The sequence below is a fragment of the Methylosinus sp. genome (genome assembly GCF_036560965.1).
Classification (GTDB): Bacteria; Pseudomonadota; Alphaproteobacteria; order Rhizobiales; family Beijerinckiaceae; genus Methylosinus.
The window spans coordinates 13,337-30,510 of sequence record NZ_DATBQF010000072.1 but is presented as its reverse complement, the minus strand read 5'-3'; the positions used below and the strand labels follow the sequence as shown (position 1 = coordinate 30,510).

Annotated in this window: 3 protein-coding genes; 1 reads left to right on the top strand and 2 read right to left on the bottom strand. The window is 64.6% G+C overall.

The genetic code is table 11. From position 1 onward, the window contains the following. Window positions 1-3: 3 nt before the first annotated feature. Entirely contained in the window at window positions 4-2,235 is a 2,232-nt protein-coding gene (locus VIF40_RS19045) for a tetratricopeptide repeat protein (RefSeq protein ID WP_331939094.1), read from the bottom strand. Window positions 2,236-2,564: 329 nt separating this feature from the next. Here VIF40_RS19045 and VIF40_RS19040 point away from each other — a divergent pair, with 329 nt between their 5' ends. Further along, the gene (locus VIF40_RS19040) at window positions 2,565-4,292 is read left to right on the top strand and encodes a substrate-binding domain-containing protein (RefSeq protein ID WP_331939093.1); all 1,728 of its coding nucleotides are present in this window, start codon (window positions 2,565-2,567) and stop codon (window positions 4,290-4,292) included. A 356-nt stretch (window positions 4,293-4,648) separates the two neighbouring features. Here VIF40_RS19040 and VIF40_RS19035 read toward each other — a convergent pair whose 3' ends face one another. Continuing rightward, the gene (locus VIF40_RS19035; RefSeq protein ID WP_331939092.1) at window positions 4,649-17,134 is read right to left on the bottom strand and encodes a filamentous haemagglutinin family protein; all 12,486 of its coding nucleotides are present in this window, start codon (window positions 17,132-17,134) and stop codon (window positions 4,649-4,651) included. Window positions 17,135-17,174: the final 40 nt, after the last annotated feature.

The following is a 17,174-nucleotide window of genomic DNA, read 5'->3' as shown; positions in this document are numbered from 1 at the left end:
CGCTCAAGCGGCCGCTCCCGCTCCGGTCGCTTCGCCGGCGCGGCGCAGGTCGCACCATTGCGTCCAGAGGCGCACCAATTCGTTCGAGAGATTCTGTCCGAAACGGAGCTGATCATTCAGCGGCGAGGCCGCGATCTTCTCGCGCAGGCTGGCGCGCAGCGCCGCGAGATCCTGCGGACGCTTCGCCCAATCGACGGCGAGCGCCACATAATCGTCGATCGAATGCGTACAGAAATCCGCGAGGCCCGCAGCGGTGAGATGCGTCGCCGAATGGCGTCCGGCAAAAGTGTCGCCGACGAAAGTGACCGTCGGCACGCCCATCCACAGGGCTTCGAGCGTCGTGACGCCGCCGGAATACGGAAAGGGATCGAGCGCCAGATCAACCCTCGTCGCATAGGCGTCCAGCAGCACGGGCTGCTCCGCGCCGCCGACGAGCTCGACATGCTCACGCGACAGGCCGCCCTTCTCGAGGACGTCGTAGAGCGCCATCTGCGTGGCGCTCTCGTTCAGACCGCCATAGACCATCAGAATGCGCGAGCCGGGAAGCTGCTCGACGATACGCGCCCAGGCGCGCCCGACCTCCGAATTGATCTTGGCCGGACGATTGAAGCAGCCGAAGGTGATCGCGCCTTTTTCGAGCGCCGGGAGCGGCGCCACATCCGGCGCATCGGTCGGCGGATGATAGCAGACGTAGCAGTCGGGCAAACGGATGACCGGCTCCGCGTAGAATTCGTCGTCCTGCGGCGGAATCTCGACCGGGTCGGCGACGACGCCGTCATAGGTGTCGAGGCCGATGGTGCCGACATAGCCTGCCCAGCTCAATTGGATCGGCGCCGCGCGTTGGGCGAAGACGGAGAGGCGATTGCCGGCGGTATGCCCGGCGAGATCGAATAGAATGTCGATTTTGTGCTCCTCGATCAGCTCGGCGAAAGCCGCATCGTCGAGATCGGACACATCACGCCAGAATTTTCCCGCGGCCTTGAAGCGCTCGCTGAAATCATCGTCCTCGCGCTTCCGGTCGGTCTTGTAGCAGTAGATCTCATATCCAAAGGCCGCGAGCTGCTCGAAGGCGCGCAGCGTGAGAAAGGCCGCCGCATGCCGGTGCATGTCGGCGGAGACGAGGCCGATCCGCGGCTTGCGCCTCGGATCGGGATCATTGGAAAAGGCGCGCTTGTCGCGCGGCGCCGCCGGACGATAGAGCGCCGCCCATCTCCTATGCGCGTCGAGCAATTCCTGCTTGGTGACGCCCGGATAATGCTGCAGGGCGAACAGCAGCGTGCCGGCGACGGGAGCGCTCTCCGGCTTGAGCTCGCCGGCCCGCCGATAGGCGGCGACCGCCTCGTCGATGCGCCCCTGTCCGAGCAGGCCGAAGCCGCGGCCGACATAGGGCTCGGCTTGCAGAGGATCGAGCTCTATGGCGCGATCGACATATCGGAGACCGGCTTCGAAGAGACGGTGATTGATGAGGAAATTGCCATAGACATACTGCGGCAGCGCGATATCCGGCGCTACTCTCGCCGCCATCTCGAAGAGGCGCGCCGCCTGCTGCTCGCGCGCATTAGCGCCGAGGCTCAAGCCGAGATCGAGAAGCGCGCGATGATTCTTGCTGTCCAGCGCGGCGGCGGCCTGCAGATCGTCGACGGCCCTGTCATGCTCCCCCTCTATCGTGAGCGCCAGGCCGCGCATGCGATAAGCGTCCGCATAGGCGCCGTCGAGCGTCAGCGCGGTATCAAATGCGCCGATCGCATCCTTCGCGCGACGCTCCGTCAACAGCGCTAGGCCGAGGCTGAATTGCGCGAGCGGCAGATTCGGCATGCGGGCGAGGCCCCTCTGCAGAAAGGGAACGCCTTGCCTGGTGCGCCCGGTCCGCGCGAGGCAGACACCGATCTCGGTCAAGGAGGGCGGATGTTCCGGCGTCACCTCCAATTCGAGCGCAAAGGCGCCGATCGCCTCGTCGAAACGATCGTGACGGCACAAAGCGACGCCATGCACATAATGATAGTTCGGTTGATCGGGCGCGCAGCGCGCAGCCTCCTCGAAAAAGCGCAGGGCGTCACGCCATCGATCGGCGCGCGCATGCTCGACGCCGCGCGCATATTGCTTGCGCGCGCGCGCGAGCTGGGCAGGCGGCGTCGGCGTGACGACCTTGCGGGCGGCGGGCGGGATGGGACGGAAGGCCGCGAGCTGCGCGCTCGCGCGCGCCGGCGGCTGGAAAAAGCCTGGAGTTTCGGCCATTTCGCAAATCTCCCGATGTGTCAATCAAACGTATGATCGACGAAATATAAAGAGGAACTGCGCTTACTGCGACTCCTTTCTGATAGAAGATATGCAAATTATTTTCTTCGCGATCAATGGGATTTCACTGTCTATAGGGTGTAAGGCGGCGGGATAGCGACAAATTGCAGGAGAGAGGTCAGGAGTACTAAGTAGCTACTGATCCTCTATTCATCACTTTGTCGGACAACTGTAACAAGAACGTCATTTTGAACGGGGTCGGGCGGCCCCCCTCTGTGGGGGCCGGCCCTTTCGCGCAGCCCTACGCGATGATCCATTAGGAGAAGCACATGTCTGCTCTTTCTTTCAGCAAAGCTCTGCGTAACGGAAGCTCGGCTCTCGCGCTTTCGACCCTCGCGTTGATCGGCGCCCAGCCGGCCTTCGCCACCGACGGCATCTTCGGCGGCGGCAGCACGCTCGCTTCGCTCGCGGAGCGCCAGCTCAGCGCCGATTACTACACCGCTTCTAGCTCGAGCATCCTCCTCCTCTACGCCGGCATCGGCAGCGGCTCGGGCCAGCGTGTCTATATCTCCAACGACCCGTCGCAGGGCTTCCGCGGCGCCGGCCTGGATCCGGCCGCCAACCCCGACTATACCCTCGGCTTCACCTCCTACCCCTATCCGCGCATCGACTTCGGCGCGAGCGATTCTCCGCTCCCCTCGAATTTCGTGAGCGGCTACACCACCACCGTCTATCTCTGGGACCAGATCAACCACACGACGGCGGCCAATGGCTCGACGAGCTTCCCCACGGCCGACGTCGGTGATCCGATCCAGCTGCCGCTGTTCGAGGCGCCGGTCGCCGTCGCCGTCAATCTGCCGGCGGTCGATCAGTCCACGGGCACGACCGTCGCCGGCGGCACGACCTGGACCATCAAGTCGCAGTTCTCCACCACGGCCGCGGGCGGACGCATCCAGCTCTCGACCGCGCAGGTCTGCGCGATCTTCTCGGGCCTCGTGACCGATTGGAACTCCACCGCCACCATCCCGACGCTCTCCAGCACCGGTGTGGCGGGCACGGAAGGCTTCGCCGACGCCAACACCTGGCACGCCGCCAGCACGGCCGGCACGCCGGGCACGGGCGGCGGCACGGCCTACGCCAGCGCCAGCACGCAGATCAAAATCGTCTATCGTTCGGACGGCAGCGGCACCAGCTTCATCTTCACCAACTATCTGAAGACGGTCTGCCCGCTGCTCGACCCGAGCAACACTTACGGCTATGTGTCGATCTTCTCGACGAGCGCCCTGCCGAACAACAACTTCACGCAGCTCATCAACAAGGTGACGGCCTATGGCCGCAGCCTCAACACGACCGGCGCCGACGGCAGCGATGCGGTCGCGGCGGCGATCGGCAACACCTCGGCGAACTACGGCTATATCGGCTATCTGAGCAACGACTTCGTCGCGCCCTTTAATCCGTCCACCGCGACGACGATCCCGCACGCCGCTAGCCTGCAGAACGATTATCAGCGTTCTGCCGGTGTCACCCACCCCGGCGTGTCGTCGACCAACTTCATCGCGGCGACGCCGACGAGCGCCGACGCGGCTTGGGGAGTTCTCTCGCTGCCGGCCAGCGCGAACTTCGCCGACTGGAACGTCTATGCTCAGACCTTCCCGGCGACCACCTATCTGCCGGGCACCGGCGTGTCGGTCGACATCACCGGTCGCTCGAAGCTCCCGCTGGCGCCTGCGACGGGTGCTTATTCGCTGGTCGGCACGGCCTATCTCTATGTCTATAGCTGCTACGGCGTCGGCCGGGATTCCACTCCCGCCGCGACCCGCGTTTCCGATCTTCTGGGCTATCTGAAGTGGCACTATGGTCTGACGGCGGGCAACGCCGCGACGATCACCGCCAACAACGGCTTCAAGGCTCTGTCGACTGGGGCCGGCAGCTGGGCCCAGAAAATCGGCGACACTTATCTCGGAACGGCGGCCAGCTCGGCGACGATCACCGCCTATGATCCGTTTGCCGCCGCGGTCGACGGTTGCGCGAGCGTGAGCGGAACCGGCGCGCAATAAAAACTATCGATCTCGATCGAACCGCCGGGCGCGCCGAAAGGCGCGCCCGGTTTTTTTTGCGACGGGATGCTTTCCGGCGATCGCGTTTTCGACCGTCTCCGCTTTCGCCGCGGCGAGCCGGCCCTTGCCTGTTAGACGAGACGGCGCCGGCAGCATGTTTTTCGATTAGCAAAACCCAAAAGGAACGCTTTAGAGAGATCCGGTCGATCGCGCCGGCCTGCTCCCGATCAGGCGAACGGCTTCTCGCCTCTTCTCATGCCCTGCATTCTCATGCTTCGACAAGCGAGCTTTCACGCTCGCTCTGGGCGGCTTGCGCGTTGGCGGGTCGATCCGGGTTTGGATCGACGCCGCGCGGCTCACCTCGAGCGCCGCGCCCTGTCGCTCTGCGAGCCGGCGCCATTGGCCGGCGGCGGCGTCTCGGGCGAACCCGAGCCGGCGCTCGTCGGCGTCACGATGGCGCCGCCGCCCGCCGGAGTGTCTCCGCGATCGGAGCCGCCATAGCCCAGCACCTCGACGGTGATGATCGAGGGCGTATCGGAGCCTCCGGCCCCGGCCTGCGGCGTCCCCACCGCCTTGGCCGCCGCACCCGCTGTGTTGGAGGCCGAGGTCAGCGCGCCGACATTCGGCCCCGTCGTCGCCGTCGTCAGGCCCGAGACGCTTCCGCCGACCTGCGCGTTGTAGGCGTTGGCGACATGTTGCGCGACAATGGTGAGATTGCCGGCGGCCCGCACGCCCGCCGCGCCCAGATCCACAGTGCCTTTCGGCGCGGAGAGGAAAGCGTTGGAAAGGCTCGGGTCCTGCGTCGGCAGAGTGACGACCGCGCCGATGCCCGCGCCGGTCACGAGGCCCTGCGGATTGACCGAGCAATAGCCGGTGATGTAGTTGCACACTTTGCTCAGCACCGGATTGGCGACATAGGTCTTCGGCCCGGAGCCCGCGCTTATGTCGCCATTCCCACTGAATATCTCCACATTGCCGCCCTGCTGCGTCATGATGCGGCTCTGGTTCAAGAGCACGGTCTGATCCGTGTAGATGCGGATCGAGCCGCCGCGCAAAGTCAATATGCCTTCCTGATTGGGCTTCAGCGTATCGCGGCCGGCCGAGCCGACGCGAATGCCGCCATTGGGTCCGATGATATCGATGTCGCCGCTCGCCTGCGTCTCGACCAGCGAATAGGGCATGACGAGCCTGCCGATCGCTGAAAGATCGGAGCCGCCGCTGCCGTCATTGGCATAGCCGAGGCCGTTCGGAAAGAGCGTGCCGATCGCCTCATAGGCGCGGCCGTATTTCTGATAATAGGCGCTCGAGGAATTGCGATAATCCGTCACCACCTGCGTGAGGAATTGCAGGAAAGCCTTGTCGACGAGGAGATGCTGATGCGTCTCGTCGAGGCTCTGGAAACTCGCCCAAGCATGATCGCGCGACTGGCCGAGGCTACCGGCGATGAAGGAGAGGAAATCGATTCCATTCGTCCCGGCCGAGGCGGGGTCGACATAGGCCGAGATCGCCGAGGCGTAATCGACGCCCTTGGCGATTCCATAGAGCAGAGAGATGTCCGCGCCTTCGGCCGGCAGATAGTTGTGCAATGTCACGAGTTGGCCGTTGGCGTCCGCGCCGCCCCCCGAGCCATTGCCACCGGTAGCGACGCTGAAGGAGGCGCTGCCCGGACTGCCAAGCGGCTTGCGAATATTCCGGCCGGCCTCGATGAGGAGCGCACCCGGACCGTAGAGGTAGTAATTTCCGGAAAGGTCGCGGCCGGCGACGACTGTGGTCACATCCGAGGCGTCGAAATTGAGGCCGGTGAATATGAACTGCGTGTCGCCTATGTCGCGGCCCGCGAGAATCTGCGCCGGCCGCTCGACGATGAGGGACCCGTCGAGATTCATGCCTGCGCTGACGAGGATCGGCGCGCTGTTCGTCAGCTCCGTCGAAGCGAGCGTGTAGAAGGAGACGCCGAGCGGATTGACGTATCCGCCGACGCTGCTGTTGATCGCCCTCGGCGTCGGAGTGCCCACGGTAAGATCGATATTGATCGAGCCCGCCGCCGCGAGCGTCAAGCTCGCTGTGTTATGTCCCAGGCTGTCGGTGGGATAGGCTAGGATCGTCCCTCTGCGGCCAGTGATATCGCCCTGCAACGCCGCGATCTCGAGGCGCGGCGGCAACAGGGAGGACGGGAAGACCCCGCCGGCCGCCGCCGTCATCGCCTTCACATCGCCCGTAATGCTGGTGAGTGAGAGACCCGCCTGCGCGCCATAGCTGTTGAAGACGTTCGCTGCGCCGGAGCCAGGCCGATAGTTGGCGTAGCCGACGGTGGGAGTCAGGCTCTGCACATAGTCATTATTGCCATTTTCTAAAGTCGTCGTCGGATCGAGCAGCGTGCCGAGCGTTAGATCGCCCTTGGCGATGACGGAAATATAGCCGTCCTGCGCGGCGAGCAGAAGCGGATAGGGCGCCGCGTCCTTCGCGCTGGTGATCGGATTGTCGGCGGTCTGCTGCACATTGCCGCCGACCTCGATGAGGCCCGCGCCGCTCCCGACCAGAAAGGCGCTGGAATTGAGATTCCCGCCCGCCTGCACGAGCAGATTGCCGCCGCCGTAATAAATGGCGTGAGCCGGATCGGCGGCGGTGAAGCCGCCGGCGACGACCATCGTCTCCGGCAGAGAGGCGGAAATATCGGTGATGTCACGTCCGGCCCGCAGCGTGATGTCGCCGCCGCCGAGCGCGCCGAAATTCTGGAAGAAGGTCGCATAATTGACCCAGGCCGCCGTCTGGCAGGCAGTGGCGCCGGTCGCCGCGCAGCCGGAGAAGGGCGTGCTGTCGCCGTCCGACGAGCCGTAATGAATGAGCCAGTCGGCCCAAGTCTCGCTCTCCGTCGCCGCGGCGACGCCGATGATGGAGCCTCCGGCATTGACGACGATCGATCCACCGCCTGTCCCCCAGGCCGGCGTCGAGACCAGCCCGTTGGGATTGGCGTTATAGGCGCTCGCCAGGGTCGGCGCTTTATAGTCGGCGGGCGTCGTCGTCGCGGCGCCGGCCGTATAGACGGCGCCTTGAACGATCGGATCGGTGAACTCGACATTGCCGGCCGCCGTCAGCGTGATCGATCCCGTGCCGGTCCGCACGATCGTCGGTATGGAGATCGTCTTCGTCGTGTCGAGCGGGTCCGTATAGGATGTGTGGCCATTGATGACGATGCTGGCGGTCGGCGCCTTGGGGTCGATCGCGCCGCTCAGCGCGACGACTGCGTTGGGATCGACGGAAGAGGCGCCGCCCACACCGAAATAGGCGCCCGCGACGAAATCATAGGACGAGCTGGCCCCGAAGCTCGCCGGCATCAGGCTCGCCGCCGAAGTCGTATTGTAATCCTTGATCGTCACCGCATTGCCCAAACTATCCGTCGTGACATTGCTGGCGGGATTATTGGCGATGGCGTTGGCGGGGCCCGGCTGGGCGCTCTGGGCAATGACGATCGGCGGCGTTTCGGAGATGGCGGGAAGATAGGGCATGACGCCGAGCCACAGAGCCATGCCGGTCGTGCTCGCGCCGATGCCGTTCACATTGCCCGGCTCGACCAAGTTAGTAGCGGTTGCATAATAAGCGATCCAATTGCGGTAGACGGCGGTTGTTCCGGTGCCAGTGTAGTAAGTGGAATAGTCGCTGTTGAATTGCGCCGCGGTCTCGGTCGCGCCGCTAGCATAGACGCTGCCATAGACCGGCGGTATGGGCGCGAGAATAGTCGAAGGATAGGTCCTCGGATCGACGCTGCTGTTGGCCGGCTTTTGGTTGTAAACGGCGTAATAACTCTTGATATATGCCGCCATTTTGGCTTCGTATAACTGATAGGCGCTGGCATAATTGGCGTAGCTCGTATAATGGGTTGGATTATTGTCGAAATTGGTCAGATTTTGCGTGGCGCCATTCACCGAGCTCGTCGGGGTCGTGAAGGTTTGGGCCGCTTCGTTCGCGACGCCTGCGACGCCCGTGACATAGCGCGAGCCCACATAATTGGCGTTATAGGCGGCCACATAAGCGGCATAAGACGAATAATGGGTGGGATCATTGTCGAATGTGCCGGAACCCGAGGCGTTGGTCGTAATATAGCGCGCGCTCGCGGCTCCGCCGACATTATTGACATAGCCAATCAAAGTATTTGAATAATAATAGTAATACAATGCATACCAGGTGTTTTGCGCGACGGCGCCATAGGAAGACGGAAAGACAGTGGGGGGCGCATAGATGGATGTCATCCCCGGCATATAGGCGGCCGTCCCCTTCGTGTTCCTCGACAAATACAGACTCGTTGCCTGGGCGAGAGAAGGATTGTTGAGGGCCAGACTGCTCGCCACCGCGGCGACGAAGAACGGGTCGCTGGTCTCATAGAATCCGTCGCTGATCGTAGCGTTCAGCTGGATATTATTCGCGGCCCGCAACATCAGCACGCCCGGCTCGCCGCCATTGGTCGTCCGGTAATAGAGCGAGAAGGCGCCCGTCGCCGTATTGTAGACGCCGGCGCCGAGGTTCCAATTGGAGGCGACGTTCACATTGCCGCCATTGATGCTGCTGGACGGATTGACGAGATCGACCTCCGGCCGCAGATGCAGGGAGGTCGAGGGCAAGGCCGTCGCCGGTCTGTCGCCGACCTGCAATTTGGCTTCCGCAAAATCGGCCGCCACCGCCGCCGCATTGCCGCTGAACGGATTCTCGACGAAATTGAGCAGATTGTTCTGATAGAAGCCGACATGCGGCAGATAGGCTCCGCTGGCGGGCGCCGCATAGGTCGAAGTCGGATAGAGGCCGGATGTCGCCGAGATGATCTGCGCGCCCACTCCGCTGAAGAAGCCCGCCGGGTCGATGATCCCGTCGAAATGCTGCTGCATCTGCGCCTTTTGCGCCGCCGTCAGCGCATTATATTGCGCGACGGTCGTGATCGAGCCGCAGCCTCCCGAAATGAGCGTGCAGGAATCGGTCGTGCTCCACACTGCGAAAGCGTCGAGGACGACGCCCTGGCCACTGGCGTTCCCGCTGGAGTCCGCATTGGTGACGACAGTGCCCTTGAAACTGACATTGACATTGTTGTTCGTCAGGATCGGCGCGCGCACGACGACGACGCCGCCGGTATTGTCGATGCCGTCCCCACCCGGACCGCCGCTCACGTCGAAAATCGCGCCGCTCTCCACCTTGACGGCGCCCGAGCCCGTCACATTCTCGTAGCCATAGGTCGCATTCAGCGTTCCATTCGTGGCGCCCGTCGTGCCGAGGGTGATCGTGCCGCCGCGCTGGCTCTGCGCGCTCTCGCCGTTTGCGTAGCCCGGATCGTCCTTTTCCGCCGCGACATAGTGGGCGTCGAGCTTGGCGGTGGAGCGAATGATGACGCCCGTAGCGCCAGGATCGGTCGCGGCCAGCGTCGTCGTTCCGGCGCCATAGAGCGCGATGCTGCCGCCGGTCGGCCCGCTGGCGTCGATCGTCCCATTGACGATGACGCTGCCCTGATTGGCGACGAGCAGCACCTCGGTCGAGCTCAGCGTCACGCCTGTCGGCACGACGATGTCGCCCGGCTGATAGATCGCCGCAGCGAAGCGGCTGGTGAAGCCGCCCCACGGAAGATCGCCGACGATGGTCCCGGTGCTGAGCACGAAAGCTCCGCCCGCGTCCTTATAGGCCGCCGAGCCGTCGAGCGTTCCCTGAAGCGTCGTCGTCCCATCATTGGCGGTCGTGACATAAATTCCGCCCGCATAGCCGTTGCCCGAAGATCCGTCGGGATTTTTGGCAGCCGAGACGTCCACCTTCGCGCCGCTCGCGATCGTCACGTCGCCCGTCTGCGAGACGAGCTTCACCACGCCGCCGGGCGAATATTCCGTGCTGGCGCCGAGCACGATGCGCGTGCCGGCCGCGTTCACCACGGCGCCGCCGTCGAGTGTCACATCGCCATTGGTCGCGGTCAGCGACAAGGTTCCCGCCTGCGCGGTGATCGTGCCGGAATCGACGATGCTCGCGGCGGTCAGCGACAGGCTGCCGCCGATCTCCGTCACATCGACGGCCGCCGCCGCGCCCGTCGAGAGAATGGTCAGAGCGCCGCTCGTCGTCAGCGCCTGCGCGGCGCCGGTGGCCGCGATGACATTTGGCGAAGAGAGGACGACGCCGGCGGCGCCCGCGCCATTGCTCGCCGTCAGCGAACCCGTCCCGACGAAGCGGATCGCCTCGCCCGCCTGCAGCGTGATCGTCCCGAAGCCGTTCGCCGTCATCGTCCCGGCGCTCTGCGTGATCGTCTTGCTCGCGACGAATGTCAGCTGGCCGCCGCTTCCCGCGAGGCCATTGGCCGTCGTCGAGGCGCTCTGCGTGTTCGTCAGCGTGATATTGGTGGCGTAGACGCTCGTCTCGCCGCCCGCGCTGTAGAAGCCGCCGCCGTCGAAGATCAGCTGGCCGATCGGTTGCGCGGCGTCCCCGATTTCGAGCCCGCCGACATCGTGGAAATTAAACGCCGAGGCGCTGCGCAGGCGCACGGAATCCGCGCCGATGAAATTGGCGAGGATCGCATCGGTCAGCGCGAGGCCGGCGGAGCTGCTGTCAGCGCCGAAATCGATCGCCTTGGCGGAAAGGTCGAAGGCTTTGGCGATCAGCGTGGCGCTGGCGCCGACGCGATTGACGCCGCTCGAATCCAGGGTGAGCGCGGCGGCGCCGTCGATGCGCACATTTGCGCCGATGACCAGGCTGCCAGACTTGGCGGCGGGCGTCGGCGTCGGCCCGGACCCCGTGTAGAGGCCCGGCAGATAATTGCGCGTCACCGTGACCATCTGGCCGGTCGAGACGCGCAGCAGCGAGCCTTCCCCACTCACGCCGGCCGTGTAGCCGGTGACGACACCGCTGCTATTGATCTGCGCGATCGGATCGACGCCGACGACAATCGCGCGGTCCGCGCCGCTCGGCACGGTTCCCACCGCGGCAATGGCGCTGCCGTCATCGATGAGAATGCCGCCGCCGCCCGCCTTGGTGACGACGAGAAGCTGCGGCGCGCTCAGCGGATGAGCGGCGTCGGTGGCGATCTCGACATCTGTCGCAACGCCCGTCACGACCAGATTGCCCGATGAATCGACGGTCGACGAGCCGCCGATCAGCAGAGTGGTCGCGCCGACAGTGTCGAGCTGATCGGCGTTGAGCACGAGATAGCCGGAGGTTCCCGTCGGCGCCGTCTTGTCCGAGGCGAGCACGAGCACCTTGTCGGCGCTGATCGCCAATTGGCCGCCGACGCCGGCGATATCCGGCGCGAGCGAGCTCACGCCCGCCGCGAAGCCGAAGGTGCTGCCGGGATCGATGGACAAGGAATTGCGGGCAGCGAAGATCAGGGAGCCGCCGTCGACCGGCAGAGCGGGTATGGCCGTCCCGGCGGTCAGCGCGAGATTGCGGATGAAGCTCGTGCCGGAGGTGATGTCGATCTGCGAATATTGCGACCAGGTCGCTTGCGACTGCAATTGGAACAGCACGGTCTGCGACGAGCGCGTCCCGGTGATGACATTGGCGAAATTGCCGGTCACATAGAGCGAGCCGTCCATGGACGCGTAGCTCTGCGTCGCGGCGCTCTTCACCGAGGAGGAAGCGACGGTGACGCGATAGGCGCCGGGCAAGGTCGCATACATGCCGGGCATCAGCGTGTAATAGCCCGCCGCTATCCCATTGCCGCCGGCGATATAGATCGCCGTTCCGGCGGGCGCGTTCAGCAGGCTGGAGGCGAAGGCGGCGGAACCGATGTCGGAATTCGTCGCGGCGAAGGTCGGATCATAGGCGGCGACCTTGGCCGAGGAGCTCGGAACGAGGGCGTAGACGGTGGAGCCGGCGAGCACATTGCGGCTGCCGCCCGTGCCGGCGACGAATTCGCTGGCGTAGAAATCGCCGCCGCCCGAAAGATCGAGCTTTGCCCCGTCCGATGTGACGACATTGGCGCCATTGAGGGTGATCGCCTTGGTCGGGCTCGCGGTGAGGCTGGAGCCGTTATAAATAATGGTGGTCCCGCTTGTGCTCGTGGTCGTTTGTCCGACGTACCAAACCTCGCCGTCGACAGTGTAGCCATACGGAATGAGCGAGCCAGCTCCCGAGACGGAGGTGAGACTGCCGGCGCCGAGCGTGACACTCTGCGTCGTCGTCGTATTGCCGAGCACAATTTGCCCAAAGGGCGCCCAGAGCGTGCCGTTTTGCACGATATTCGCCGCGTCGACGATGATCGTCCCGCCGGCCGACAGCGGCGCGCTGGCGACGCCATTCTGCTCAATGTCGATCGTGCCGGTCGCCTTCAGCGTGAAGCTCGTTCCGCTGGTCGGATAGATTTCCGCCGCTTTCAGCGTCAGATCGCCTGCAACGCTGAGCGAGCCGACGAAACTATTGCCCGTCGACCCATAGTTGAACCCCATCAGCCGGATCGCGTCGGCGCTGTCGAGAGTGACGGAGCCGACATTACGGAAATTGACGGTCGCGCCGCGGCCGGGGTCGGGACTGCCGTAGCCCGGATTGCCGATGTCGATCCATTGCGCCGAAATATTTATCGATCCATCGCTCGCTGTCGCGGCAGGCAGGGTAGCTCCTGTTGTGATCTGACCGAGCCACACATAGCCAGCGCTCAAATCCACAGTCGTGTGGCCGATCGAGGAGGCGCTATAGGTCAATGGATCGCCGCCACTCGCCGGCAGCAATGTGAGGTCGCCGCCGAGGATGAGCGATCCGCGCATCTGAATCGACTGCGATCCGACGAAGGCGACCGTGGTCGCGGCGTTCAGCTCGATCGAGTCGAAGCCGCTATTGTTCAGCGTGTCGACGCCGATGAAGGCATTGCCCTGCAAGGTCGTGTGCGACGCCAAGGCGGCGCCGATGACGCCCGCCTGCTCGACGACTATCGTGCCGGGAAGCCCCACATAGCCGGTGGTCACGCGGCTGGAGAGAAGGCTCGGCGCGCTCGCCGCCGGTATTCCGATGCGGAACAGGCCGCCGTTCGCCAATTCCGCGCCGCCATGCGCGCTGACAGAGCCGGCGAAATAGAGAGAGGACGCGCCGATCTGCAGGACCCCGCCGTCGCTCCATATCTTCTGCGTCGCGAAGCGCGGCCCGAACAGTCCCGCGCCGGAGGGAACCTCGACCTCCGCCGACGTCCCGTCGAGAAGGAAGCGCGAGCCCGTCTGCGCAGTGACCGAATCGCCGAACAGCGTGATCGTTCCGGCGTCGAGCGCGCTGCCTGTACGATAGGCGGTCACGGTCGGATCGGCAATGAACACACCACTCACGTCCAGCACGGCGTCGACGCCGATGGTGAGCTGCATCGGCGCCACCGTCTGTGTCGGCCCGGTCGAACCGTTCGAGACGCCTGTATTGGCCAGGACGATGTCGCCGCCGGGCGCGATGATCTCGCCGAGCACGGTGACCGGGCCGGCGGCCGCCAGCGTCACCGTCGCCTGCCGCGTCGCATTCGCTTCCGCGATGATTCTGGCCCCGGCGTCGAGCAGCGTTCCCGCTGTTGTGCTCGGTCCCGTCCCGCCGTAGATATAGCCATATTCCTGCAGCGCGAAGCTCACGGGATTGCGCAATCCGTCGGGCGCGAGTCCGACCGTCGCGACGTCGCGCAGCACCGCGCCTGTCGGCAGCGATAAGAGCGCGTCGTTCGCCCCGAGATAATTCGCCTGCCGCAAGAGCACGGTCGTGCCGGCGGTCACCGTCGAGCTGCCATAGACGCTGATCAGCGAATAGTTGGAAAATCCATTGTCGGTGAAGAAGCTCGCCGGCAGGACGATCTCGCCGGATCGCGTGCCGGACGTATAGGATGTGATCGCGCTCGCCTGCCCGTCGATGGTGATCGTCGGCGCCGTGAGGGTCAAGGTTCCGCCCGTGTCGAAGCCGTTGGAATAGATCGTCCCGCCGAGAACCACTGTCGCCGTATTGGGCTGATTGCCGTTGGTCGGTTGCTCGTAGTAGGGTTGATAGTCACTGTTGAGCCCGCCGAATCCGCCCGAATAAGTGACCAGCGAGAGGCTTCCGCCCTTGCCGACCGGCAGACCATCGGAGCCGAGCTTCAATTTGCCGTTGGAGCCGACATAGCCGCCACTCGAAACATCGATGATGCTGCCCGGCGACAGAATGATGCTCTGCGTCGCGTCGACATTGTCGGTGTCGGCCCGCCCTCGGTGATAGGTTGCGGCCAAAGTGGTGATGCTGATCGAGCCCCCGTCGATGAAGGCGGAACCTTGCAACTGATTGCCGACGGCCCCCGAGTCGTTGATCCACAGCCCGTGGACGTCGAGAAGCGCGTTCGATCCGATCACCAGATCGGCGGGAATCGAAGTGGGAGTCACGTCGCTATTGTAGATATGGCCGGAGAGCGTGATCTTGCCGGCGGGCGCGATGATCGAGCCGTCGATGGTCTCGACATTCGTCAAGGTGACCGAGCCGCCCGAGGCAACCTTCAGAACGGCGCCCGTGGCCATGTTCACTGTCTGCTGACTGGTGCCGGAGCCTTGGATCGTGATCGAGGCGAAACCGGTCTCGGACAGTCGATCCGTCAGAATGGGCAAGGTCGAGGGCGTGCGCCAATTCGTTCCGTAGCTGTATGTCGAGAGGCCATAAGGATCATCGCCGGCGTCCGCGCTCGATTCGAGCAGATAGCTCGACACGAAGGCAGTGGACGAGGTGATCGTCAGTGACGCGCCGGCCGGCAATTGCGCGAGCGATGTCTGCACTGCGGTTCCGCCGCCCTGCGCATTGGCGCGCTGGCGCAGCCCGGTCACGGTCTCGCCGAGAATCGTCCCATCGAGAATCGGCGCCGCCGCGATCGACAGAGAGCCGGCGCTGGCGCCGGCGATGTAGCTCGGCTCGTAATACGACTTGCTCAGCAGCGGATTGACATAGGTCTCGGTCACGCCCCAGCGCGTGTGATCGACCGTGAAGCCACTCCCCGCCGCGACGCCCACATAGCGGATCGTCGGATCGGCGCTGCCGATGTCGTAGAAGCGCCCATCCGCGCCGACGAGGCGCGTCGTGCTCACCGCCGAGCCGGTATAGGTCACATAGCCGCCAGAAAGATCGACGATCGAGCCGGGCTGTTGGATGAAATTCGTCCCCGAGACATTGACCGAGCCGCCGACCGTCAAAATCTCGTCGATCGACTTGGGAATGAGCTTGGCGTAGCCGGAGGCGTCGACGATCGGCGAGCCGACCCGCGTGTCGATCGTCACCGTCTTGCCGACGAGCGCGGCGGCGAGTGGCGAGTCGGCGATCTCATTGGGCGTGACGACGAAGGTCACGAGGAAATTGGAGATCGGAACCTGCACATCGGCGAGACCCGAGACGTCGATTGTCGCGCCGTTCTGGAGCAGCACCTCGGGCGCAGTCATGTTCACCGATGCGCTCGGCGCCCGCAGCAGCGAGCCGGATTGAAAGTCGACGCCACCACCGAGGGCGGTGACCGAAATCTGCGGCTGCAGGCTGCTCGTGAAGTAATCCGACGTCGCCGTGCCCGTCGGCACCGTACCACTCTCCTCGTCGGGCAGAATAGCGGTGACGCTGTCCGGCCCGAAGGCGATATCGTCCGTTGCATAGAGCGTGATCGAGCCTGGGCGCGTCACGCTCGTCGTCGCCTCCAGCACGCCGAGCTGGTCGATCGTGCCGCCGTTGATCGACACGGCGCCGCTCGGCGCCATCAGCAGACCGTCATTCTTCGCCACGCCCTGGTAGGACACGGTGAAGGTGCTGTTCGTCGGATTTGTGCCCCCGAAAAAGTCCTGATCGACGACAATAGCCGTATGCACGCCCGTCGCCGTCGACTGCGGCTCGCTGAGCAGCGCCGAGCCCTCAGCGGCGAGGATGATCTGGCCGTTCTTCGTCGTGATGGAGCCGGAATTCGTCACATTCGGCCCGAGCAGCGCGACATAGCCGCCGTCGCCCGTCGAATTGACCGAAGTCTCGATCGACGCGCCCTTTTCGACTGTGACCGCGCCGACGGTCTGACCGGCGATCGTGCCCATGCTGAAGCGCGTCGAATTGCCGATCGTCGTCCCGAGCGCCGTCGCGATCGGGAAAAGCCCCTGCCCCGCGTCGCTGCCGACGAAGTTCGTGTTGGCCGCGACCTCGTTCGGCGGCGCATAGGCGTTGACATCGCCCAGTCCGTCGACATGAAGCGACATCTTGTTATAGGCCGCCGTCCCGTTGAAGACGCTCGACGACGTCGTTCCGTCGATGTCGAGCGAGGAGGCGATGAGCGAATGGACGTTGATCTGCGCGCCGGCGCCGAAGATGACGCCATTCGGATTGATGATGAGCACTGTTCCGTCGGCCTTGATCTGGCCGAGGATCTGGCTGGGCGTTCCGGTCGCGTCGATGCGGTTCAGTGCGACCCAGCTCGTATTGCCCTGCTGATCGTAGACGACCGTCGTATTGGGCGACACATTGTAATAGAGCCACGTCATCACTGCTTGCGCAGCGTTTTGCTTGATGGTGACGGTGGTCTTGCCGTCACTGGCCGACTGCGTCGGGAGATCGGCGTTGATCCAGAGACCGGAAGTGGAGCCGACGCGCGGATCGACGACGAGGCCCGGCAGCGTGCCGTTTCCGCCGACGCTGAGCCCGTTCGCTATGCTGGAGCTCGTCGCGCCGGCCGCCGCTGCGCGCGCCGCCGCCTGAGCGGCTTGCATGGCCTGGATCGCCTGCGTCGCGCGCTGCAGCGTGCCCTGGCTCTGCTTGGCGATCGTCGCCGCCTGCTGCGCCTCGCTCGTCGCGGCGTCGATCGCGACACTCGGCGCCGCCGTCACCCCCGAGGCGCGGCCGAGCGGTCGCGCCGCCGCACCGTCGACCCCGTGCAGGACGATCAGCGACAAAGTGATCGCGCTCACTCCCGACAATAGGACGCAGCGGGAG

Coding starts and splice junctions, on each gene's coding strand:
- VIF40_RS19045 (WP_331939094.1), bottom strand. CDS start 2,235: ATGGCCGAAACTCCAGGCTTTTTCCAGCCGCCGGCGCGCGCGAGCGCG.
- VIF40_RS19040 (WP_331939093.1), top strand. CDS start 2,565: ATGTCTGCTCTTTCTTTCAGCAAAGCTCTGCGTAACGGAAGCTCGGCT.